At 38.6% G+C, this 21,575-nt stretch carries 23 protein-coding genes and 1 tRNA gene; 16 read left to right on the top strand and 8 right to left on the bottom strand.

Going from position 1 to position 21,575, the window contains the following annotated elements; genetic code table 11:
• The first annotated feature begins 33 nt into the window (after positions 1-33).
• The 7 genes from HCJ55_RS13160 (at position 34) to HCJ55_RS13130 (ending at position 8,270) form a co-directional block, all read left to right on the top strand.
• Entirely contained in the window at positions 34-999 is a 966-nt protein-coding gene (locus HCJ55_RS13160; protein ID WP_008948073.1) for a LacI family DNA-binding transcriptional regulator, read from the top strand.
• A 59-nt stretch (positions 1,000-1,058) separates the two neighbouring features.
• Positions 1,059-2,042 (top strand): Gfo/Idh/MocA family protein, encoded by a 984-nt coding sequence (locus tag HCJ55_RS13155; protein ID WP_185518557.1) that lies wholly within the window; start codon positions 1,059-1,061, stop codon positions 2,040-2,042.
• Between the two features lie 137 nt (positions 2,043-2,179).
• The gene (locus HCJ55_RS13150; RefSeq protein ID WP_185503358.1) at positions 2,180-3,508 is read left to right on the top strand and encodes a DEAD/DEAH box helicase; all 1,329 of its coding nucleotides are present in this window, start codon (positions 2,180-2,182) and stop codon (positions 3,506-3,508) included.
• A gap of 135 nt (positions 3,509-3,643) precedes the next feature.
• Positions 3,644-6,322, top strand: coding sequence for a sigma-54-dependent transcriptional regulator (locus HCJ55_RS13145; protein WP_185503357.1), 2,679 nt, complete (start codon positions 3,644-3,646; stop codon positions 6,320-6,322).
• Positions 6,323-6,479: 157 nt separating this feature from the next.
• Complete coding sequence (locus tag HCJ55_RS13140; RefSeq protein WP_008948069.1) at positions 6,480-6,788, top strand: PTS sugar transporter subunit IIB; 309 nt, start codon at positions 6,480-6,482, stop codon at positions 6,786-6,788.
• Positions 6,789-6,857: 69 nt separating this feature from the next.
• Entirely contained in the window at positions 6,858-7,160 is a 303-nt protein-coding gene (locus HCJ55_RS13135; protein ID WP_003728245.1) for a PTS sugar transporter subunit IIA, read from the top strand.
• A gap of 21 nt (positions 7,161-7,181) precedes the next feature.
• Positions 7,182-8,270, top strand: a complete 1,089-nt coding sequence (locus tag HCJ55_RS13130) for a DUF871 domain-containing protein (RefSeq protein ID WP_185399695.1) — start codon at positions 7,182-7,184, stop codon at positions 8,268-8,270.
• A gap of 68 nt (positions 8,271-8,338) precedes the next feature.
• On the opposite strand, the gene HCJ55_RS13125 is transcribed toward HCJ55_RS13130, so the two are convergent.
• Positions 8,339-8,923 carry a TetR/AcrR family transcriptional regulator gene (locus HCJ55_RS13125; RefSeq protein WP_185518555.1) on the bottom strand — a complete coding sequence of 195 codons (585 nt, stop codon included), beginning with the start codon at positions 8,921-8,923 and terminating at the stop codon, positions 8,339-8,341.
• Positions 8,924-9,109: 186 nt separating this feature from the next.
• Between HCJ55_RS13125 and HCJ55_RS13120 the strand changes: the two genes are divergently transcribed.
• Both HCJ55_RS13120 and HCJ55_RS13115 read left to right on the top strand, forming a co-directional pair.
• On the top strand, positions 9,110-9,778 hold the full coding sequence (locus HCJ55_RS13120) for a class I SAM-dependent methyltransferase (protein WP_185518553.1): 669 nt from the start codon (positions 9,110-9,112) through the stop codon (positions 9,776-9,778).
• A gap of 102 nt (positions 9,779-9,880) precedes the next feature.
• The gene (locus HCJ55_RS13115) at positions 9,881-10,453 is read left to right on the top strand and encodes a hypothetical protein (RefSeq protein WP_185518551.1); all 573 of its coding nucleotides are present in this window, start codon (positions 9,881-9,883) and stop codon (positions 10,451-10,453) included.
• A gap of 64 nt (positions 10,454-10,517) precedes the next feature.
• Here HCJ55_RS13115 and HCJ55_RS13110 read toward each other — a convergent pair.
• From HCJ55_RS13110 to HCJ55_RS13090, 5 genes are all read right to left on the bottom strand, one after another.
• Positions 10,518-10,589: transfer RNA gene (locus HCJ55_RS13110), tRNA-Arg, on the bottom strand.
• A gap of 108 nt (positions 10,590-10,697) precedes the next feature.
• Entirely contained in the window at positions 10,698-11,690 is a 993-nt protein-coding gene (gene mreBH / locus HCJ55_RS13105; RefSeq protein ID WP_008948064.1) for a rod-share determining protein MreBH, read from the bottom strand.
• A 219-nt stretch (positions 11,691-11,909) separates the two neighbouring features.
• Entirely contained in the window at positions 11,910-13,169 is a 1,260-nt protein-coding gene (locus tag HCJ55_RS13100; protein WP_185503353.1) for an MDR family MFS transporter, read from the bottom strand.
• 102 nt (positions 13,170-13,271) lie between these two features.
• Entirely contained in the window at positions 13,272-14,504 is a 1,233-nt protein-coding gene (locus tag HCJ55_RS13095; RefSeq protein WP_008948061.1) for an aminopeptidase, read from the bottom strand.
• 136 nt (positions 14,505-14,640) lie between these two features.
• Complete coding sequence (locus HCJ55_RS13090; protein ID WP_008948060.1) at positions 14,641-15,087, bottom strand: flavodoxin; 447 nt, start codon at positions 15,085-15,087, stop codon at positions 14,641-14,643.
• A gap of 187 nt (positions 15,088-15,274) precedes the next feature.
• Between HCJ55_RS13090 and map the strand changes: the two genes are divergently transcribed.
• Both map and HCJ55_RS13080 read left to right on the top strand, forming a co-directional pair.
• Positions 15,275-16,033 (top strand): type I methionyl aminopeptidase, encoded by a 759-nt coding sequence (gene map, locus HCJ55_RS13085; protein ID WP_185392635.1) that lies wholly within the window; start codon positions 15,275-15,277, stop codon positions 16,031-16,033.
• A 127-nt stretch (positions 16,034-16,160) separates the two neighbouring features.
• Positions 16,161-16,967 (top strand): AAC(3) family N-acetyltransferase, encoded by an 807-nt coding sequence (locus HCJ55_RS13080; RefSeq protein ID WP_185518549.1) that lies wholly within the window; start codon positions 16,161-16,163, stop codon positions 16,965-16,967.
• A gap of 19 nt (positions 16,968-16,986) precedes the next feature.
• Here HCJ55_RS13080 and HCJ55_RS13075 read toward each other — a convergent pair whose 3' ends face one another.
• The gene (locus HCJ55_RS13075; RefSeq protein ID WP_185392631.1) at positions 16,987-17,208 is read right to left on the bottom strand and encodes a DUF1128 domain-containing protein; all 222 of its coding nucleotides are present in this window, start codon (positions 17,206-17,208) and stop codon (positions 16,987-16,989) included.
• 89 nt (positions 17,209-17,297) lie between these two features.
• Here HCJ55_RS13075 and HCJ55_RS13070 point away from each other — a divergent pair, with 89 nt between their 5' ends.
• On the top strand, positions 17,298-18,167 hold the full coding sequence (locus tag HCJ55_RS13070) for a YihY/virulence factor BrkB family protein (RefSeq protein ID WP_008948056.1): 870 nt from the start codon (positions 17,298-17,300) through the stop codon (positions 18,165-18,167).
• A 27-nt stretch (positions 18,168-18,194) separates the two neighbouring features.
• Here the strand turns inward: HCJ55_RS13070 and HCJ55_RS13065 are convergent, their stop codons facing one another.
• Positions 18,195-18,839 (bottom strand): deoxynucleoside kinase, encoded by a 645-nt coding sequence (locus HCJ55_RS13065; RefSeq protein WP_008948055.1) that lies wholly within the window; start codon positions 18,837-18,839, stop codon positions 18,195-18,197.
• A gap of 106 nt (positions 18,840-18,945) precedes the next feature.
• On the opposite strand from HCJ55_RS13065, the gene HCJ55_RS13060 reads away from it, so the two are divergent.
• From HCJ55_RS13060 to HCJ55_RS13045, 4 genes are all read left to right on the top strand, one after another.
• The gene (locus HCJ55_RS13060; RefSeq protein ID WP_185518547.1) at positions 18,946-19,326 is read left to right on the top strand and encodes an OsmC family protein; all 381 of its coding nucleotides are present in this window, start codon (positions 18,946-18,948) and stop codon (positions 19,324-19,326) included.
• A 64-nt stretch (positions 19,327-19,390) separates the two neighbouring features.
• Positions 19,391-20,770, top strand: coding sequence for a 23S rRNA (uracil(1939)-C(5))-methyltransferase RlmD (rlmD, locus tag HCJ55_RS13055; protein ID WP_185518545.1), 1,380 nt, complete (start codon positions 19,391-19,393; stop codon positions 20,768-20,770).
• A gap of 15 nt (positions 20,771-20,785) precedes the next feature.
• Complete coding sequence (gene fosX / locus HCJ55_RS13050; protein WP_185518601.1) at positions 20,786-21,187, top strand: fosfomycin resistance hydrolase FosX; 402 nt, start codon at positions 20,786-20,788, stop codon at positions 21,185-21,187.
• Between the two features lie 28 nt (positions 21,188-21,215).
• The gene (locus HCJ55_RS13045) at positions 21,216-21,569 is read left to right on the top strand and encodes a hypothetical protein (RefSeq protein WP_185518543.1); all 354 of its coding nucleotides are present in this window, start codon (positions 21,216-21,218) and stop codon (positions 21,567-21,569) included.
• The last annotated feature ends 6 nt before the right edge of the window (positions 21,570-21,575 follow it).

Below are 21,575 nucleotides of genomic sequence, written 5' to 3'. Positions count from 1 at the left end.
TAATAAAAGAAAACAGAAAAGGATGCGATTCACGTGGTAGGAATTAAAGATATCGCGAAAAAGGCAGGGGTTTCCATTTCAACAGTATCCTACGCACTTAATGGCAGCCCGAAAGTGACCGAAAAAACGCGAAAACGAATTATGACCATCGCAAATGAATTGAATTATATTCCCAATATGGCAGCACGAACGTTAAAAACGAGAGAGACAAAAATTATCGGCGTCTATTTAACGAACTACGGCGGGATTTTTTACGGGACATTACTGGAAGGTTTAACGCAAACGCTCTATAAACACGGATATGAACTCATTGCTTGCAGTGGCACGAAAACACACCGATTTTTACCCGAAAAAATGATTGATGGCGCTATTATTTTAGATGCGAATTTCCCATCGAGCGAAATTATTAATTATGCTGATCGTGGGCATAAATTAGTAGTGCTCGACCGGGAGCTCACGCATGAAAATGTTAGCCAAGTCTTACTCGATAATAAAGGCGGCGCAACACTTGCAATCGATTATTTATCTACTAATTTTAAAGGTGACTTTTATGTGATTACCGGTCCGGATGATTCGTACGATGCGAGGGTCAGACTCGAAACGGCCAAACAAGAACTCGCTCGTTCTGGCGATAAAAAAGTGCATATCATCGAAGGAGACTTTTCCGAACAAAGCGGTGAAAAAGCAGCAGCAACAATCGCTAAAAACTGGAAAGCACCTGTATCCGTATTCGCTTTAAATGATAATATGGCCATCGGTATGTATCGCTATTTCGCTGGTACAGATTTAGAAATTGGCAAAGACGTGCGCATTATCGGCTTCGATAATACCGATATTAGTGAATATTTAGTGCCACGCCTTGCAACTATCGAATATTCGAAGTACAAATGGGGCGCGGTTGCTGCCGATAAACTTGTCGAACTGCTCGAGGGTGAAAAAGCTGAAAATGAAATAATCTATACAACTAGAATCAGTGGTCCATCTGTTTCAAACAATTAGTACGCTTTTTTCCTTATTTTAAGGTATACTTAAAATAAAATGAAAGGAGTTGTCGGCTAATGAAACTTGGAATTATGGGAACAAACTGGATTACAGATTCTTTTATCGAAGGTGCCGTTAATTCGGGCGAATGGAATCTCACTGCTGTTTATTCGCGCACAGAAGAAAAAGCACGCGCATTTGGAGAAAAATACGGAGAGTTGACTTATTTCACGGATATTGAAGAAATGGGCAAATCAGACGCATGTGACGCTGTTTATATTGCTTCTCCTAATGCACTTCATTATCAACACGCGGTTAGCTTACTTAAAAATAAAAAACATGTAATTGTCGAAAAACCAATTTTTTCTACAGTGGCAGAATTAGAGCATGCGCACCAAATTGCTCGTGAAAACAATGTCTTTTTATTTGAAGCCGCACGCCACATCCAAGAACCTAACTTCAAACGTTTACAAGAAAGCCTTGAAAAAGTGGGAACCATCCACGGTGCAACACTGGCCTACATGAAATATTCTTCCAGATATGATCAAGTTTTAAACGGTGAAGAACCAAACATCTTCTCCTTGAAATTCTCTGGCGGTTCGATTGTTGATTTAGGCGTGTATTCACTTTACTCGGCGATTACATTATTCGGCGAACCCGTTAAAGCGACTTACTTTGCGACCAAATTACCAACAGGTGTGGACGGACTTGGCCCAATTATTCTTGAATATCCAACATTCAACGTCACCATCATTCAAGGGAAAAATTCCCAATCCTTCTTACCAAGCGAAATTTACGGTCAAAAAGGGACGTTAATCGTGGACCCACTTACTGGAATTGAACATATTACTTTTTATGACAATGCAACAAAAGAAGAAACCGAACTCGCTGGTCCAACTGTTGCCAATGATATGCAATTTGAAGCAGCCGAGTTTGCAAGAATTATCGAACAAAGCGACCGAGATACATCCGAATACTTAGCAGACCTAAGCTTAAAAGTATTACGTGTCTCCAACGAACTACGTCACCAAAACGATATTTGGTTTGACGCGGAAAAATAATCTTTGAAAAAGCTAGGAAAAGGCGATTGCGCTGCTTCCTAGTTTTTTTGTTTATAGCAACAAAAATCCTAAATAAAAGTGCAGACTTGCAGTAAGCATGGTATGATACAGAGAAGAACTAATAAAGGAGTCGGGTCATGACAGAATCAAATATCCCAAGCTTTTGGGCGGAAAAATGGAAAGAACATGGTTATGAAACGCCAACAGAGATTCAAAGCGCGATGTACCAACCAATCAAAGACGGGGCAGATGTACTCGCAGTATCACCAACTGGAACGGGGAAAACAGTAGCTTATTCACTACCAACCCTTGAAAAAATAGAAGCAATTCCAAAAACACAATGGCTAGTTTTAGCGCCATCTCATGAATTAGTTATGCAAATCACGGAAGTAATCCGTTCATGGTTACCAAGCGATGAATTGACGGTTATATCTTTAATCGGAGGAGCCAACGTTAAACGGCAAATCGAAAAACTAAAGAAAAAACCACAAATTATTGTAGCCTCTCCAGGCCGCGCGCTTGAACTAATCAAACAAAAGAAAATTAAAATGCACGAAATCAAAACAATTACGTTGGACGAATGTGACCAATTACTTCGCCAAGAGAATTTTAAAAGTACACTTGAAATTGTCGAAAGTGCCGTTCGCGATCGCCAATTAACACTTGTATCAGCAACAAAACTAGAAAACCCAGAGGCATTTTTCGCGCAAACAGAAAATACACCAGTGATGCTTGAAGTAACTGCGAAACCGGAAGAATTAACGAACGTAGAACATTTATACATGGACGTTGAATCTCGTGATAAAGCGACATTATTGCGCCGAATTTCGCATATTAAAGACATGCGCGGCCTCGTTTTCGTGAAAGACAAACCGCGAATGGAAATTTTGCTAGAAAAACTGCATTACGATAAAGTAAAAGCAGCTGGAATTCACGGCGAAATTCGCAAAGAAAAACGCAAAAAATATCTCGATGACTTTAAAAAAGGTACATTGACTTATTTAATCGTGACAGATGTCGCGGCTCGTGGGCTTGATATAGAGGATTTACCATACGTTATTCACTATGATTTAGCAGCAAGCGAAAAAGAATATACGCACCGTTCTGGACGTACTGGACGAATGGGTAAATCAGGCACGGTAATCACTTTTGCCAACCCACGTGAAATAAGAACATTAAAACAATATTTAACCATCCACAATTTAAAAGGGAAACAAGTACGCTTCTACCAAGGGAAACTTCTTGACGGCGCTGTCCCTGAAAATAAAATTGCCAAAAAAGCAACTAGACCACCAAAACAAGTGCAAAAAGGCAAAAAAGACGATACGAAAAAACCATTCCGCAAAGATAAACCAAGTGGAACTGCTGGGGGACGTAAAGAAAAGCCTACTAATTCAGCGAAACCGGCACGTAATAACAAACCAAATAAATTCAACAAAAAACAAAACAATTTTAAAAAATCATAAGCTGCGCGGAATGTTTTTCTCTCTGGATAGAAAGGAAAGCATTCGCGCTTTTTTGTTACTTAATTTTTATCGTTGCGAGGATGCCATTTAAAAAGGTATAATGGAAACATAGAGTTTCAAAAAGGAGTAGAGTAGATGTCTAGTAGAAAAGAAGAAGTCCTCCAACTTCTAAACGCAAAAGAAGAAAAAGTATCTGCAGCAGATGTCGCAGAATTGCTTCAAATGGACCGAGCGAACGCTAGTCGTTATCTAAATGATCTTTTTAAAGAACAAAAAATAGACAAACTTCCTGGGAAACCGGTATTTTACCAAGCCATTAAAACGACCGAACGAGCAACCCAACCAGCAGGAAACATGCAAACATCTGCTTTTGGGCGATTAATTGGCTCTGAAGATAGTTTAAAGGTAAGTATCCAACAAGCGAAAGCCGCGATTTTATATCCACCAAACGGGCTTCATAGCTTGATTTTAGGCCGTACTGGGACAGGGAAATCACTTTTTGCTGAATGTATGTATCAATTTGCCAAGGAATCAGAAACGATTCCAGCCGATGCACCTTTTGTTTCGTTTAACTGTGCTGATTATGCACAAAATCCGCAGCTTTTATTTGGCCATATTTTTGGGGTCATTAAAGGTGCTTACACGGGAGCGGAAGAAACACGCGAAGGATTGCTGAAAAAAGCAGATGGCGGGATATTGTTCCTTGATGAAATTCATCGCTTACCTCCAGAAGGACAAGAAATGCTCTTCACCTTTATCGATAAAGGGGAATTCCGTCCACTTGGAGAAAGTGCGAACGTCCATCATGCGCAAGTTCAAATTATCGGTGCGACAACAGAATCACCAGATAACTTTCTGTTAGAAACGTTCACAAGACGTATCCCGATGACGATTACACTGCCATCACTAGCGGAACGAAACTTGGAAGAACGTTATCAATTAGTAGAATTTTTCTTAAATCAGGAAGCGACCAGACTACATCAATCGATTCGCGTACATAGAAAAGCACTGATTGCCTTTTTACTTTACCATGCAAGCGCTAACGTTGGTCAACTGCAAAGAGACCTAAAACTGGCCTGTGCAAAAGCCTTTTTGCATTATAAAACCAAAACAGCCAATTATATTTTAATCGAACAAGACGATTTACCGATTCACGTCCAAAAAGGTTTATTGCACTTAAAAGACGAACCAGAAAAATTAAACCGTTTAATTGATGTGGATAAATCCATTTTCAAATTTGTTGATACAAGTGACGCTTTAGTTGAAATGGAAGATGTGCACGATGTCTACCATGCTATCCAAGAAAAAGCGGATCAGTTGATGAAAGAAGGGAAGGACCAAAGCGAGCTAGAAGAAGCGCTTTATGTCGATGTAGATCAATATTTCCACGACTACATGGTCCAATTACCAACCCATCAAACAGCCAAAGAAATCATCGCACCAGCCGTTTGGGAATTAACCGAAAAAGTATATGCCATGGCAGAAGAAAAACTAAATCGCAAATACAATGAAAAAATGAAATTTGCTTTCTCGTTACATTTACAAAGCACAATTGAACGAGTACGCGAACAAAAACACATTATTCACCCAGATTTAAATAATATCCGCAAAAAATATCCAAAAGAATTCCAAGTAGCGATTGATTTATCCGCGCTAATTGAGCAAGAATTAAGTATCGAAATTCCTTTTGATGAAATTGGCTTTTTGACGATGTTCTTGACGGAAGAAGTGGTAGATACATCGCTCTCACAAGAAAATCAAGTTGAAGTAATTGTCATGATGCACGGTCGTTCTACAGCGACAAGTATGGTGGAAACAGTGCAGGAATTACTAAGCATCGAAAGCGGAATCGCGCTTGACATGCCACTTACCGTCGAAGTAAAAGCGATGTACGAAAAACTAAAACAAACCGTGATCAAATTAAATCCTGTCAAAGGCGTACTAATCCTTTCTGATATGGGTTCACTCACTTCTTTTGGGAATATGTTAACAGAAGAGCTTGGCATTCGCACAAAAACTGTTACAATGGTAAGTACACCTGTTGTTTTAGAAGCGATGCGCAAAGCCTCATTAGGCCGAGGTTTAGAAGATATTTATCAAAGTTGTGAGCAATTATTTGAAAATAAATATAAAGCACATGTTTTACGAGCAAAACCAGTAAAAAATGCGGTTATCTTCACTTGTTTCACAGGAGAAGGGGTCGCCGAGCAATTGCGTAAAGTCGTAGCGCCAATTATTGACGAAACAAAAATTGAAATCATCGTGTTACAATTCTTGCATAAAGAAGCGTTCCGCGAGCGAATTGACCAACTGATGGAAGAATATAATATTCTAGCAATCATGGGTTCGGTAGCCTTTGAATATCGCGATATTCCATTCTTTAGCGCGCTGGAAGTATTATCAGATGGCGGTTTAGAAGTTATTTCCAGAATTTTAAATGATGAAGTGCCATATGAAAAATTAATCGCTTCATTAGAAGGCAATTTACAAGCAGTTAGTTCGGCTGAGCAACTCGTTTATTTTTTACGAAAAGTGATCTCCGAATTGCAACTGCAACTTAATGTAATACTTGAGTCGGGTGTAGATATCGGCATGATTCTTCACTTAGCATTCCTTATCGAGCGCGTTAAACTTGGCGCTGTAGACCGGGAATTCCCAGACTTAAACGAATTTGCTAAAAACCATATGGTCGAAATGCAAATCACGCAACAAATGATGGAAAATGTGGAAATTGAGTACGACATCGTAATACCCCAATCAGAAATCGCATATTTAACACAGATGATGCTCTCAAACCAGGTGGAAGAAAATTAAGAAAACGGAATCTACCAAGTGTGTATTGTCTTACACACTTGGTTTTTTATTGTGTAAGTAAGAAAGTTCGCATATAAGCGATGAATAACTATAAAAGTTGGCACATAACTTGCATATTATATATGCGTGCAGCTTTTCAAACTAGGAGGTTAAATTAATGAATAACATCATGTTAGTTTGTTCGGCCGGTATGTCCACAAGTCTACTCGTAAAAAAAATGACAGAAGCTATCGAAAAAAAACAAGTAGAAGCCACTGTAATCGCAGTTGCGGAAGCTGATTTTGATAAGTACAAAGGCGATGTAGACGTTGTATTGCTCGCACCACAAGTTCGCTTTTTAGAGAAGAATTTGAAACGAGTACTGGACCCATTAGGTATTCCAGTTGCAATCATTAACGGGATTGACTACGGAACAATGGACGGCGAAAAAGTGCTAAATGATGCACTAGCAATGATTGAGAAATAATCTCGAGTTCGAGACTGCTTGAAGAGGAAATAAACACAAGTTCGATAAATGAAAAAGGATGTGTAAACAATGGAATTAGAACAAACAATTATGCAATTAATCGTACACGGGGGAAACGCTAAAAGTGACGCAATGCTAGCAATCGAAGCGGCAAAAAAAGGGGATTTTGACGCGGCAGATGAGCAAATTAAAAGTGCAGAAGCAGCACTACTTGAGGCGCATCATTCACAAACTTCATTAATTCAAGGGGAAGCACGCGGCGAAAAAGCAGAAGTATCTTTACTACTAGTTCACGCGCAAGATCACTTAATGAATGCTATTACTTTTAAAGATTTAGCTAAAGAAATTATTGATTTATACCGCTCTAAATAAGCTTTTGAAGGGATGATTTAAATGAGAAAATTAGGAATATCCGTATTTCCGCAACATGTAGCACTTGAAGAATCGTTAGAATACATTGAAACAGCTGCAAAATATGGTTTTAGCCGTATTTTCACTTGTTTGATTTCTGCTAATGACGAAGCGGAATTTGCTAAATTAGAAACAATTTGCAAACGCGCAAAAGAATTAGGATTTGACGTTATTGCTGATGTTGACCCGACTGTATTTGAATCGTTAAATATAACTTATAAGGAATTAGATCGTTTTAAAGAGCTTGGCCTAGCTGGATTACGCCTAGATTTAGGTTTCTCTGGTTCCGAAGAGGCAGCAATGTCCTTTGACGATACAGACCTAAAAATCGAGCTAAACATTAGTAATGGTACTCGTTACGTTGAAAATATCTTATCTTACCAAGCAAACGTAGGAAACATCATTGGTTGTCATAACTTCTACCCAAGAAAATACACTGGTCTTTCCAGAGAACATTTCTTACGTACAAGTAAACAATTCAAAGACTTAAACCTACGCACTGCAGCATTCGTTTCTTCTAACAGCGGCGAATTTGGTCCATGGTTTGTTGTAGACGGCGGCCTTCCAACAATGGAAGAACACCGCGGCGAGGACATCACTGTTCAAGCTAAAGATCTATGGAACACAGGACTTATCGATGATGTCATCGTTGGGAATATGTTCGCTTCAGAAGACGAGTTACGCGCTTTGAGCGAATTAAACCGCAATGAATTACAGTTAGCTGTTGAATTTTTAGATGGTGCAACAGACGTAGAAAAAGAAATCGTTTTAACACAAAAACATTTCAATCGTGGCGATGCTTCCGAGTACGTTTTACGTTCGACAATGACGCGTGTTAATTTCAAACAACACGATTTCCCTGCGCATGACACAAACACCATTGCAAAAGGCGATGTAACAATCGACAACAATGGCTATGAACGCTACAAAGGCGAAATGCAAGTAGCCCTTCAAGAAATGGAAAACTCCGGCAACACAAATATCGTTGCTAGAATTGTACCAGAAGAGCGCTATTTACTAGATACTATTCTTCCGTGGCAACATTTTAGATTGGTTGAGAAGAAGAAATAATAAAAAGACTGCAATCCATTTATAAATATGGATTGCAGTCTTTTTTGATATAAAATAGTAGATCAATGTTATTTCTGAGCTTTACCAATCAACCCATACAAAAACAACTGAATTATCTCCGCTTGTTTTTCCTCAAGCTCTTCCTCGGGGACTGTGAGCCCCAAACCATTAATCGCATCAATAAAAAGTTGAATCACTTCATCCGAAATGGCATTATCTATGACTTGTGCTTCTTTTCCAGCAGCAACATATTTCATATAAATGTCTTTTTTTAGCGAACTAATATTATTTACTAAAAGCATTAAGAATTGCTGGTCTTTACTAGCTTCTTTGGATATAAATTTACTTAAAGATAGATTTATTTCTGCGTTACAAAGCTGAATAGCCCGCTCTAATTTTTGCGTAAATGTTCCCTCAGATGCCAAAATTTCTTCTGCTAAAGCAATCGTATCTTGCATAATAATTCTCGCGCATTCAGCAACGAGCGCTTCTTTACTTCCAAAATAATTATAAATGGAAACTTGTGAAACATCAGCGAGAGCGGCGATTTCTTTAATACTTACATCAGAAAAGCCTTGTTTTCCAAATAAAGTAAGAGCTGCTTGAATAATTGCCAGCTTCTTTTTTTGCGTTCTTTTTTCATAATTATTCATATCCTAAACACTTCCCAAAGGCTAATTTTTATCTTTAGCATAATATAACATAAAAACTTTTATTTTGAAATATAAACCTATTAATTTCAAAAGTTCTTGACTTGGACAACAAACTTATCATACAATAGTTTTGAAATATAGTTATAGTTATTTCAAAACCAAGATGCCTGCGAAAGGACTTTGATAATGATGAAAATGACAAAAAGAAAGAAAATAACTTTAATCATTTTGGGAGGTATGCTAGGGATGAGCTTTATTTTATATAAACCACTAATTGACTATTTAAGCGAACAAGCGGCTAATCCGCGTGGAATTATTGGTGAAATCACTACGAAAATATGGTCATCTTACTTTACAGATTTGAGTAAGTGGACAATTAGTAATACAGAAATGAACGAGCCTACTAATGTGTTAGATATTGGCTACGGCGGTGGCTCCAATGTTAAGAATCTTGTTGAACTAAATAAAAATCTAACTATTTATGGCGTGGATATTTCTAAAGAGTCTTATAAAACTGCCACGAATTTAAACAAAAAAGCAGTAAATACTGGAAAAGTAAAACTATCTATACAAGATGTCGCTGCGATGAGTTATCAAGCCGAGTTTTTTGATATAGTTTATGCCATACAAACACATATGTACTGGGACAATCCTCAAAAGGGCTTTGAAGAAATCTATCGGGTGATGTCAAAAGAAGGGATTTTCATACTATCATCGGAAAAAGATAAAATTGATTACCATATGGATGAATATAAAACAACGGCATCGCTAACAGCACTTTTAAAAGAGATTGGTTTTAGGAAGGTAGAGGTGCAAGAGAAGGGGAATTGGATTTTATATACGATAACTAAATGATTGAGAAAAATAGTAATCTCTTGGAATATCTGTGATAATGAGATAAACTTAATGGGAAAGAGTTCGATTTTTGTTATAAAACTAAACACCACGAGGTGAAACATGCTAAAACTATATAAAAAAGAATCAACCGGAATTTCCTACGCAGAATATTGGATCCATGATAAGGAAGCAACCATCCATTACGGAAAAATAGGTAAAGTTGGTCAAACGGAAAAAGGCGCTAATTACTTGGAAAACTATCAAGATGAAGCGGCTTTCAAAGAAGCATTTCTTAATCGCTTTGTACCTCAGGGCTACAGTGAGTTCTCAGAAGAAGAAAAATGTTGGATAGTCGTGCAATATCCACTGAAAAGTTTAAATGGAACGAAACGTGATATTTGGCTGAAAGATAGAGTCACAGACGTCTTAAATAGTGATTTAGGTTGGAAAGGTTTAGGACTTGTTGATGGTTTTGACATGGGACAAACCGCGAATCCAACGAAGCAATTTGCTTTAAATGTATTTTGTGTAGTCGTCGATGAAGAAATAGGCATCAAAGCGATTAAGTCTGCATTAAGAAATAATAGCTGTGACTTTACGCAGGTGAAAATTGCCTCAAGATCTTTTGCAGCGAATACAGATTTCATGTTAAAATTTTCAGCAAAGAAAAAAGATGAAACGTTTTATGTCTGAACAATAAAGTTTGAAAAAAAGCCGAAAATCTTGATTTACTCAAGTATTTTCGGCTTTTTTATAACGCCCATACGCGGAATCGAACCACGAACTAGCCCTTAGGAGGGGCTTGTTATATCCGTTTAACTATATGGGCTAGGAAAGACAGACAACAGAAATAAGTTTACCAGAAATAAAGAATTTCAGCAAGATAAAGAAGCATTTGGATTAGCGATAAACACAGTAATCCAAATGCTTCTGATGGTTAGCTTTTAGTTAATTTATCTGCAAAAACGAGGGATCTACCTGTGCCGATTGCAACAGATTCCAAAGGACTTGGAGCCATATGTACAGGGACATCGATTTCTTGTACAAGCCAGTCACGGAAACCTTGCAGAAGGGAACCGCCACCACTTAAAATAATACCTCGGTCGACAATATCACCACTTAATTCTGGTGGACATAACTCAAGTGTATTTCGAATCGCTTCCAGAATGCGTAGTAGCGTTTCTGATAAAGCACTTTGAATTTCCGTGGAGCTTATTTGAATCGTTTTTGGCAAGCCAGTGAGTAAATCACGACCGCGAATATCAGTTGTTTGTGGTACATGTTCAATCGGCGCGTAGCCAAGTTCCATTTTAATCCGTTCAGCGGTTGATTGGCCGATTAGAAGGTTGTAGTTTTTACGGATGTATTGAATAATTTCTTCGTCCATGTGATCGCCACCAGTTCGAATCGATGTGCTTGAAACGACACCACCGTATGAAATAATCGCAATCTCACTCGTACCACCACCGATATCGACAATGACATTTGCGACAGGCTCGGCAACGGGTAAATCAGCGCCAATTGCAGCAGCGACAGGTTCTTCAATTAAAACGACCGAACGAGCGCCAGTTGATTTTACTGCATCTGAAATGGCACGACGTTCGACTGATGTAGCTCCGGTTGGCGTACAAACGACCACATTGGGCTTTTTCACACCACTAATCGAAATTCGGCGCATAATCTCACGCAGAAGGCCGCTCGTTAAATCAAAGTCAGCAATAACACCATCTTTCATTGGTCTTACAGCAGAAATCGAAGCGGGCGTTTTGCCAATCATCTCTTTTGCTTCCTGACCAATCGCAAGAACCGTGCCATCATGCGTATTTAGCGCCACCACAGATGGCTCATTCAAAATAATACCTTTTTCCTTACTGTAAACTAAAATATTCGCAGTACCTAAATCAATTCCAATAGTTGTTGTTCCAAACATTCTCACACCTAACTTTCTATTAAAAATAGCGAGTAAATTCTAGGTGTATAACTAACAGTATAGACTTTTTTCACTTTATAAGCATTCTTTAAACATGGATGACATGAAAAGGTAATTTAAAATGGGTATATGACAGGTGTTTTCAGCTTTTCGTAAATAAATCGTAAAAAACGTAATCAAAACAAAAACGACTATCCATAAATAGATAGCCGTTTTTACTTATGAAGTTCTTTGTTGTTTTTCAAATTCTGAGTACATATAGTAGTAAATCAGCCCACTAATGAGCGCTAAAATACCGATAATAACAAACGTTCCAGTATAGCCAATTAAAGTAGAAAGCGTAATCGCGAGTGGCGCAATCACTTTACCAAGCGTGTAACGAAGCCCGGCAGCAGAAAAATACATCGCGCGCTTATCTTCTGGCGCTAACTGAGAAACAAACGTTTGTTGCAAACCGACCGTCATTAGTTCCGCAAAGCTAAAGAGAATAATCGCACAAATCGCTCCCCACGGTCCAGTCGCAATCCCGAATAAAAATATCGCAATTGCATAAAGAAAGGAAGAGTTCATAAAGACAAATTTTTCTCTAAAATGGCTCATCCAACGAGTAACGACAACCGTAAGCGCGGCAACAAAGAATCCGTTAATAGAAACAATCACACCGAACAATTGCTCACCAGTAAAATGGAACGAGAACAAGTTAGATGCACCGATAACTTCTTTAATATAGAGCGGGAACAGCAAATCCAGTTGCATAAATGACTGAGAAACAATAATTCCAGCAATGATATATAAGAAGAAAATCTTATCTTTAAAAATAATTTTATAATTTTTCAACTGCTCCATTAAAACGGCGCCAATGCTTTTCCGAACAACCTCTTTTTGTAAATCTGGGTTAACTAAAAGCGGGGCTGTTTCATGGCCAAATTTTTGCAGTAAGAAGAGTAATAATAAATCTGCGCAAACAATTGCAAGTAATGTTTCTGTCGTAAAATTATAAAATAATACCGAACCAAGAATCGGGCCAATAACGACCGCGATATTAATCATCATATAGAAAACCGAATAAATATGTGTCCGGTGTTCAGGCGGCACCACATCTGCAATCATCGCTTGACTCGCTGGTTGATAAAACGCCATAAAGACACTGGCAATCGCAAAACCCGCGAAACTTAAATAAGGGGAATCGACAACATGAAGGGCACCTATTGCAAAAACAAGAAACCCAAAACCTTCGCCAATAACCGAAATACTCATCATCCGTTTTCGACCAAAGTTATCCGCAAAGTAACCGCCGAGCAATGCTGTGAAAACCGCCAATACTTGCGAAATAATCAGCAAGAGACTCGTGAGCTCACGGCCAATACTTTCCGAAAAGTAAATCGTTAGAAAGGGGAAGACCATCCAAAAAGAAATATCGAGTAGCGCTTCCCCAAAAAGCCTTACTTTTAAATTGATGTCCCACGTACTAAATTTCATCCAATGCACCTCACTCTCTTTTATAAAAAATAACAAACGAAAACCCTTGAAAGCCAAAAGCTACAAGGGTTTTACGCAAAAGGCATAAGTTTTAAAAAAGGATTAGAATGCCCAGTCGCCTTTACGGAAAACAGGAACAACTTCACCAGATTCGGTTACACCATCAATGTCCATTTCAGAAGAACCGATCATGAAGTCAACATGCGTTAAACTATTGTTAACACCAGCTGCTTCTAGTTCTTCGCGAGACATTTCTTCGCCACCTTTAACGTTAAATGCATACGCACTACCGATTGCTAAGTGGTTAGAGGCATTTTCGTCAAATAGGGTGTTGTAGAATAAAATGCCGGATTGGGAAATAGGGGAAGGATCTGGAACAAGCGCCACTTCGCCTAAGTAGTGAGAACCTTCATCAGTCGCGATTAAATCTTTTAAAATTTCCTCGCCTGACGCTGCTTCTACACCTACAATACGACCTTTTTCGAAAGTGATTTTGAAGTCATCGATAATATTTCCTGCATAACTAAGTGGTTTTGTGCTAGAAACATAGCCCTCCACTTTTAGTTTATCCGCACAACAGAAAACTTCTTCTGTCGGCATATTGGCCATAAATTCATGTCCTTTTTTATTCTTACTACCAGCGCCAACCCAAAGATGGTTTTTTGGAAGACCAATTGTAAGGTCAGTTCCAGGAGCTGTATAATGTAAAGAAGTAAATTGTTTTTCATTTAAACTATCTGCTTTTGCAGCTAGTGTTTGATCGTGATTTTTCCAAGTTTCTACCGGGTTTTCGGTATTGATACGAGTTGTTTCAAAAATAGCTTCCCAAAGTGTTTCCATTTGTTCTTCTGGAGTCAAATCAGGGAATACTTTTGCTGCCCAGCCTTGTGAAGCTGCTGCAACAACTGTCCAACTTACCACGTTTGCTTGCATTAACTCGCGAAACTCGCTCATTGCGCCACCCATTGTTTTTTGGAAAGTCGCAATTTTGTTGCTATCTACGCCGTTTAGCAAATCCGGATCTTCGGAAGTGATGGAAATAAAACAAGCTCCTTCTTTAGCAAGCTCTGTTTTTTCTGCAACACGGTGAACCGGAGCACTTTCAAAAACGCGTAGTGGGGCATTTTTATAACGTAATGCACCTAGTTCTTCATCGCGCCAATCCATAATAACGTCCTCTGCGCCAACTTCAAAAGCATATTTGGAAATTAGGCGAACAAGCGGAGCCGCGTCAACTGGAGCCATAATTACTACTTTCTGTTCAGGTTGGACATTTACTCCAACTTTGATAATCAATTCTGCATATTTTTCTAACTTTTCACTAAATACTGTCATAATTAATCACTCCAATCTTTTTATTCAATACGAGAATTGTATCTCAATTAATAAGGTAAAGCAACCACGAAGCGCCGTTTTTCGCTATTTTCGTAAAATAAAAAAGCAAGCACCCAACTGGCCGCTTGCTTTATAATTAACCTTTTAATACATCAACAAATGTTTTAGCATAACTTTCTGCGCGAACAACATCTTCTTCGTCAGGATCAAGATCAACTTTTAGCCCCGCAACTGGAACCGTCGCACCTTGTTCTTTTAGACGAGTTTCAATTAAATCAACGGTTAAGCAATATTCATCATAAAAAGTATCACCAGAACCGAAAGAAGCGCACACTTTGCCGCTAAAATCAACGTCCGCCATATCTTCATAAAAATCAACGAATTCATCAGGAAGCTGACCATCATCGTATGTATAGCCGCCGATTAACGCGCCATCATATTCTAGTAAGTCTGCAGGGTCCACTGAAATACATTCTTCAATTTCTACTTCGATATCATATTTTTCTAATTCTTCACCTAAAATGTCGGCAATTTCTTGTGTATTACCAGTCATGCTGGCATAAACGATCATCACTTTTGTCATTTTGCATCACCATTTTCTGAATTTTTTATTGTTTAAAATGGCACAAATGAGCCCACCATTTTTTCACTGATACATTCTATTATAAATGTCTTCAGAAAAACTGCAACCTTTTTTCCAGATTACTTTATTTCTAAGGGGTTTCGAGCTATAATAGGAAATAGTGGAAATTTTAGGAGGGAATGAAAAGATGATCACACTCAAATCAAGACGCGAAATCGATGAAATGAAAGCAGCAGGGAAAATCCTTGCCGATACGCATAAAGAACTAAAAAAAATCATTAAACCTGGTATTACTAGCTGGGATTTAGAAGTTTTTACAGAAGAATTTTTACGTAAAAATGGCGCAACTCCAGAGCAAAAAGGCTTTGAAGGATACGAATATGCTATTTGTGCAAGTATCAATGACGAAATTTGTCACGGATTCCCGCGCAAACAAAAGCTAAATCAAGGCGACATTATTACCGTAGATATGGTCGTGAATTACCACGGCGCACTTGCTGATTCTGCTTGGACTTATGCTGTAGGTGAAATTCCAGATGATGTGAAGCATTTAATGGATGTAACCCATAAAGCACTTTACTTAGGTATTGAGCAAGCACAAGTTGGCGCTCGAGTTGGCGATATTGGTCATGCCATCCAAACATACGTAGAATCCGAAAATCTAGCAGTTGTGCGCGAGTTTATCGGGCACGGCGTTGGACCAACTTTACATGAAAAACCAGATATTCCGCATTTTGGTCAAGCTGGAAAAGGACCACGCTTAAAAGAAGGCATGGTTATCACGGTGGAACCTATGGTAAACATGGGCGCTTGGAAAGCAAAAATGGACGATAATGGCTGGACTGCAAGAACAGTTGATGGCTCTTTATCCGCTCAATATGAGCATACGTTTGCTATTACAAAAGATGGCCCAGAAATTTTAACATATCAAGGCGAAAACGACTAATTAAACTATTTAGCCAGATGCTTTTAGAACAGAATTCAAGTAAAAACATATGTAAAACTACATCTGCTTTTACTTTGACGTTTTTTTCTAGGCATCTGGCTTTATTTTAGGGGTGGTGACAGACAAAATGGGAGAAAAAATGGCCATCTGGCGAACCAAAAAACCAGCAACAAAACATAAAATCGTGTCTGACCTGAGAAAAGCGGGTATTGAAAAAGGCGATACGATTATTTTTCATGCTTCGATGTCAAAAGCAGACTGGATTTGTGGCGGCCCGGTCACGGTTATTTTAGCCTTACAAGAACTTGTTGGTGAAACGGGCAATATTGTTATGCCAGCTCAAACGGGACAATTAACGGATCCATCTAAATGGGAAAATCCGCCAGTTCCAGAAAGTTGGTGGAAAATCATTCGCGCAGAAACGCCTCCATTTGATCCACTCGTTACCCCAACTCGCGGGATGGGTGTCATTGCTGAAACATTTCGCGCAATTCCTGATGTGATGCGTAGTTTTCATCCGTATCATTCGTTTTGTGCCTGGGGAAAGGATAAAGAAAACATCCTCGCAAACCAGCCACTCGCGAAAAGTATGGGAGATGAGTCTCCGCTTGGAAAACTCTACCAACTTGGGGCGAAAATCATTTTATTTGGCGTTGATAATAATAACAATACATCGCTACATTTGGCGGAAGAGCGATCTAACGCCTTTCCACTTATCGAAAATCAAGCGGCTTTTCTAAAAAACGGCGAAATCATTTGGGAGAAGTATCAAGAAATCGACTATAATAGTGAGGCGTTTATCGCTTTAGGTCGAGCTTACGAGAAAGAGCGTGATTTTCATCCAACATCCATTATCGGAGCGCCGACGAAAATTTATGATATGCGGGATTTAGTGGATTTTGGCACTAATTATTTCCAAACAAAAAACCACTAAAAAGTGGCTGGAATTTGTTTTATTTTCTAATCCGACGCAACTCTTCTGCAAATAATTGCATTTCACGCGGGCTAAAATTAGATTTGCGTTTTATTAGCTGATAAATATCGATAAGTGCGTTATAATCAACAGAGTCAAGCTCAAGATTTTCAAAAACACCAACATTCACCATTTTTAGTTTCGTAGTAATTTCAGTTAACATAAAAGTCAAGTTTTCCTGCGAAGGGGTTTCAAGATTCATCTTTTTGCTCCTTTCAAGCTAATAGACAAAATTTTACCATAATAGAACAAAAACTTCCAGACGAATGACTAGAACAGGGGGCCTTAGTAGTGTGGAAAAAAGTAGTAAAATATATTAAACATAACGGGATAGTTCAAGTGGGCCAAGCAGTAAGTGCGCGAGTTGGACGAAATGACGTTTCTGGGAATGCAGCACAGTTAGCTTATTATATGCTGTTTTCGATTTTCCCAATGCTCTTAATCGCGGCGACGTTGCTTGCATATCTTCATATTGATAAAGATTCTGTTTTCAATATGATAAAAGAATTTGCGCCAGACCAGATTATGGACTTTTTAGAAGATAATTTAAATACCTTATTAACGCAAAAAAATGGCGGCTTACTTTCCATCGGGATTATCGCGACATTATGGTCAGCATCGAACGGTATGAATGCGGTCATGAAATCGCTCAATAAAGCGTATGGCGTAACGAATAAACGAAATTACGTCGTGCAACGCTTATTATCCATGTTTTTCACGCTCGCAATGCTTGCAACAGTAGGAGCAACCTTGCTATTACTCGTATTCGGACAGCAAATTGGGATGTTTTTAATAAATCATTTAAATTTCTCGGAAGACTTTCTTAGTTTTTGGAATAATCTTCGTTGGACCGTTACGCTCGTTGTTATTTTTGTTGTCTTTACCTTTTTATACTGGGTGGCACCAAACAGGCGGAGTACGTTAATTAGTGTCCTCCCGGGAGCATTATTTTCAACAATCGGATGGACAGTCGCTTCAGTAGGATTTGCCTATTACGTGAACAATTTCGGCAATTACTCAGCAACTTACGGTAGTATCGGGGTAATTATTATTTTAATGTTATGGTTTTATTTGACCGGCATTATTTTAATGATTGGCGGAGAGCTGAACGCTACACTGGCAATTCGGAAAAAGAAAAAAGAATTAGGCGAAATCAATTAAAAAACGCTAAAACAGCATAAGTCTGTTTTAGCGTTTTAATTTTTCACGAATTAACTGCATGACATAATTTGCGTCATCCGGTTTAGTAATATCAATCTCGTCAATGTTAATCACGAGTGTATCACTTTTATCGTAGGATTCAAACCAGCTGTCATAACGACTATGAAGGTGTTTATAATAATCAAGCAAACCGGGATTATCGTCAATTTGCTCATAAGGACGACCACGAAGAGAAATCCGGCTGAGAACCGTTTCTAAACTTCCGCGCAAGTAAATTAATAAATCCGGCGCTTTTTTCGGCATATAAGCAAGTTCTTCCATCATATTATCAAGCAAATCAAGATATGTATCCATCTCAGGTTCCGAAATGTTACCTTCTTCAAAATTAATTTGCGTAAAAAGCGCGTCCTCGTAGATGCTTCGATCAAGCACATTATTTTGATCCGTCAACGCGGCTTTAATACTGCGAAAACGGGTATTTAAAAAATATATTTGTAAGGCAAAAGCCCATCTTTTTGGGTCATCATAAAACATTTCGAGGATGCGATTATCCTTAATGCTTTCATAAAATGCCTTTGTTCCGAGTTCATTTGCGATTAGCTCCGTATAACTACTTTTCCCAGCGCCAATCATTCCTGCTAAAACAATCACTTTATTTCCTACTCCTTCCATAACATGAGTAGCCTCCTTTTCTGGTCGACTATCTGTTCATTATACTACTAATTTGCTTAATAAGGAGAATTTTTGTACGATAAAAGAGAAGAAATGAGGGATAAGGATGACAAAACTATTAAAGCTAGTTTATACCGAAAATGGGTTTGACACAGGGGATTTTTTAATTGATGAAAAAATGACCAACTATTCACCAGCTGATTTGATGTTAATGTCTATTGCCAGTTGTAGCGCCATTGTTTTTCGCAACATTTTAAGAAAAAAACGGGTGGAGTTCAGCGATTTATGGATAGACGCAACGATGGAACGCATCCCCGAAGAAGAAAATCGAATTAGCGCGATACATCTTCATTTTAAAATAACCGGTTCAGAGCTAGATCCTAAAGCACTCGAAAAGGCGCTAAAATTGACGCCGAAATACTGTTCGATGGTTCGTTCTGTCGAAAATAGCATCATTGTCGATGAAAGTCTGGAAATCATGCCGTAAACTACTGACAAGTTGCTGTTTTTTTGTTAGTATTAATGAAGACTTGGAATGATGGAGGAAAATAATGAATCAAAATCCAGTAGAAGAAGGCCAAAAATTCCCACTAACGATTCGACGTATGGGAATCAACGGGGAAGGAATTGGCTACTTTAAAAAAGCAGTTGTATTTGTACCTGGCGCAATTACCGGTGAAGAGGTAGTTGTCGAAGCGGTCAAAGTTCGTGATCGTTTCACCGAAGCAAAATTAAATAAAATCCGTAAAAAATCTCCCAACCGAGTTACCGCACCTTGCCCAGTTTATGAGGCGTGTGGAGGTTGCCAGTTGCAACACGTGGCTTATAGCGCCCAACTTGAATTAAAACGAGATATTGTTATTCAATCAATCGAAAAACATACAAAAATCGATCCATCTAAATTAAAAATCCGCCCAACAATCGGCATGGAAGATCCTTGGCGTTACCGCAATAAGAGCCAATTCCAAACAAGAATGGTAGGCAGTGGCCAAGTCGAAACAGGACTTTTCGGAGCTAACTCGCACCAACTTGTTCCAATTGAAGATTGTATTGTCCAACAACCTGTTACGATTAAAGTAACGAATTTTGTTCGCGACTTACTCGAAAAATACGGCGTACCAATTTATGATGAAAAAGCTGGTAGTGGCATCGTCCGGACAATCGTCGTTCGTACGGGTGTAAAAACTGGCGAAACGCAACTAGTTTTCATTACGAATAGTAAAAAACTGCCGAAAAAACGCGAAATCCTTGCAGAAATCGAAGCAGCTCTTCCAGAAGTGACTTCAATCATGCAAAACGTAAACCAAGCAAAATCCTCGCTCATTTTCGGCGATGAAACATTCCTTTTAGCAGGAAAAGAAAGCATTGAAGAAAAATTAATGGAACTCGAATTCGATTTATCGGCTCGTGCCTTTTTCCAATTAAACCCATTCCAAACAGAGCGGCTCTATCAAGAAGTCGAAAAAGCACTCGTACTAACGGGCAGTGAAACATTAGTAGATGCTTATTGCGGCGTTGGAACAATCGGACAAGCTTTTGCCGGAAAAGTAAAAGAAGTTCGCGGTATGGATATTATTCCAGAATCGATTGAGGACGCCAAACGAAACGCCGAGAAAAACGGTATTGAAAACGTCTATTATGAAGTAGGGAAAGCAGAAGACGTATTGCCGAAATGGGTGAAAGAAGGTTTCCGCCCCGATGCTGTAATCGTCGACCCACCAAGAAGCGGCTGTGACCAAGGACTGATTAAATCACTCTTAGAAGTAGAAGCAAAACAACTTGTTTACGTATCTTGCAACCCATCCACTTTAGCTCGTGACTTAGCTTTACTTGCGAAGAAATATCGCATTCGCTATATGCAACCTGTCGATATGTTCCCGCAAACAGCGCATGTGGAAACTGTGGTACTTTTGCAGTTAAAAGATAAATAAAGGTTGGGGAAAATGATGATTTCAGGATTAAGCCATATAACGCTCATCGTGAAAGATTTGAAAAGAACAACTACTTTCTTGCAGGATATTTTTAATGCAGAAGAAATCTATTCCAGTGGAGACAATACTTTTTCACTTTCCAAAGAAAAATTTTTTCTAATAGCTGGTCTGTGGATTTGTATTATGGAAGGGGAATCTTTACAAGAGCGAACTTACAATCATATTGCGTTCCAAATTCAATCCGAGGAAGTGGATGAATATATCGAGCGGATTAAATCTCTTGGTGTGGAAATAAAACCAGAACGCCCTAGAGTCCAAGGTGAGGGACGGTCGATTTATTTTTATGATTTTGATAATCATCTCTTTGAACTACACGCTGGAACATTAGAAGAACGCTTAAAAAGGTATCACGAATAGAAATAACACCCAATAGGAGGAAACAATCATGAAAAAACTATTTGATGAAACAAATGAATTTGAAGCAAAACACTACCGAACTATTTGGTACGGCTATATCGAAAATGAATTCGCGCCAGAATTAAGTGAAGAAATAAAACAACTCATTCAAAGCGACCTTGCAGGAAAAACAGCAAATCCAATCGAAGCAACACATTGGGTTTTCTATAATGAAACACAAGCAGGGGATGCAATTGGGGATAAAGTTCGTTCATCCATTATGGTTCGCCATCGTGATAACAAGTTTGTTGTCCATTATAACGTGAGCGATTTCCAATTTGTTACTGTGTTTGATGTGGCAACTGCCTTTAAAGATCAACTAGAACAAGCTTTGAATGCGTAAATAAAA

It is taken from the genome of Listeria marthii (assembly GCF_014227425.1).
GTDB lineage: Bacteria > Bacillota > Bacilli > Lactobacillales > Listeriaceae > Listeria > Listeria marthii.
Note: the sequence above shows the minus strand (reverse complement) of the source record. Positions and strands in the feature narration are given on the sequence as shown.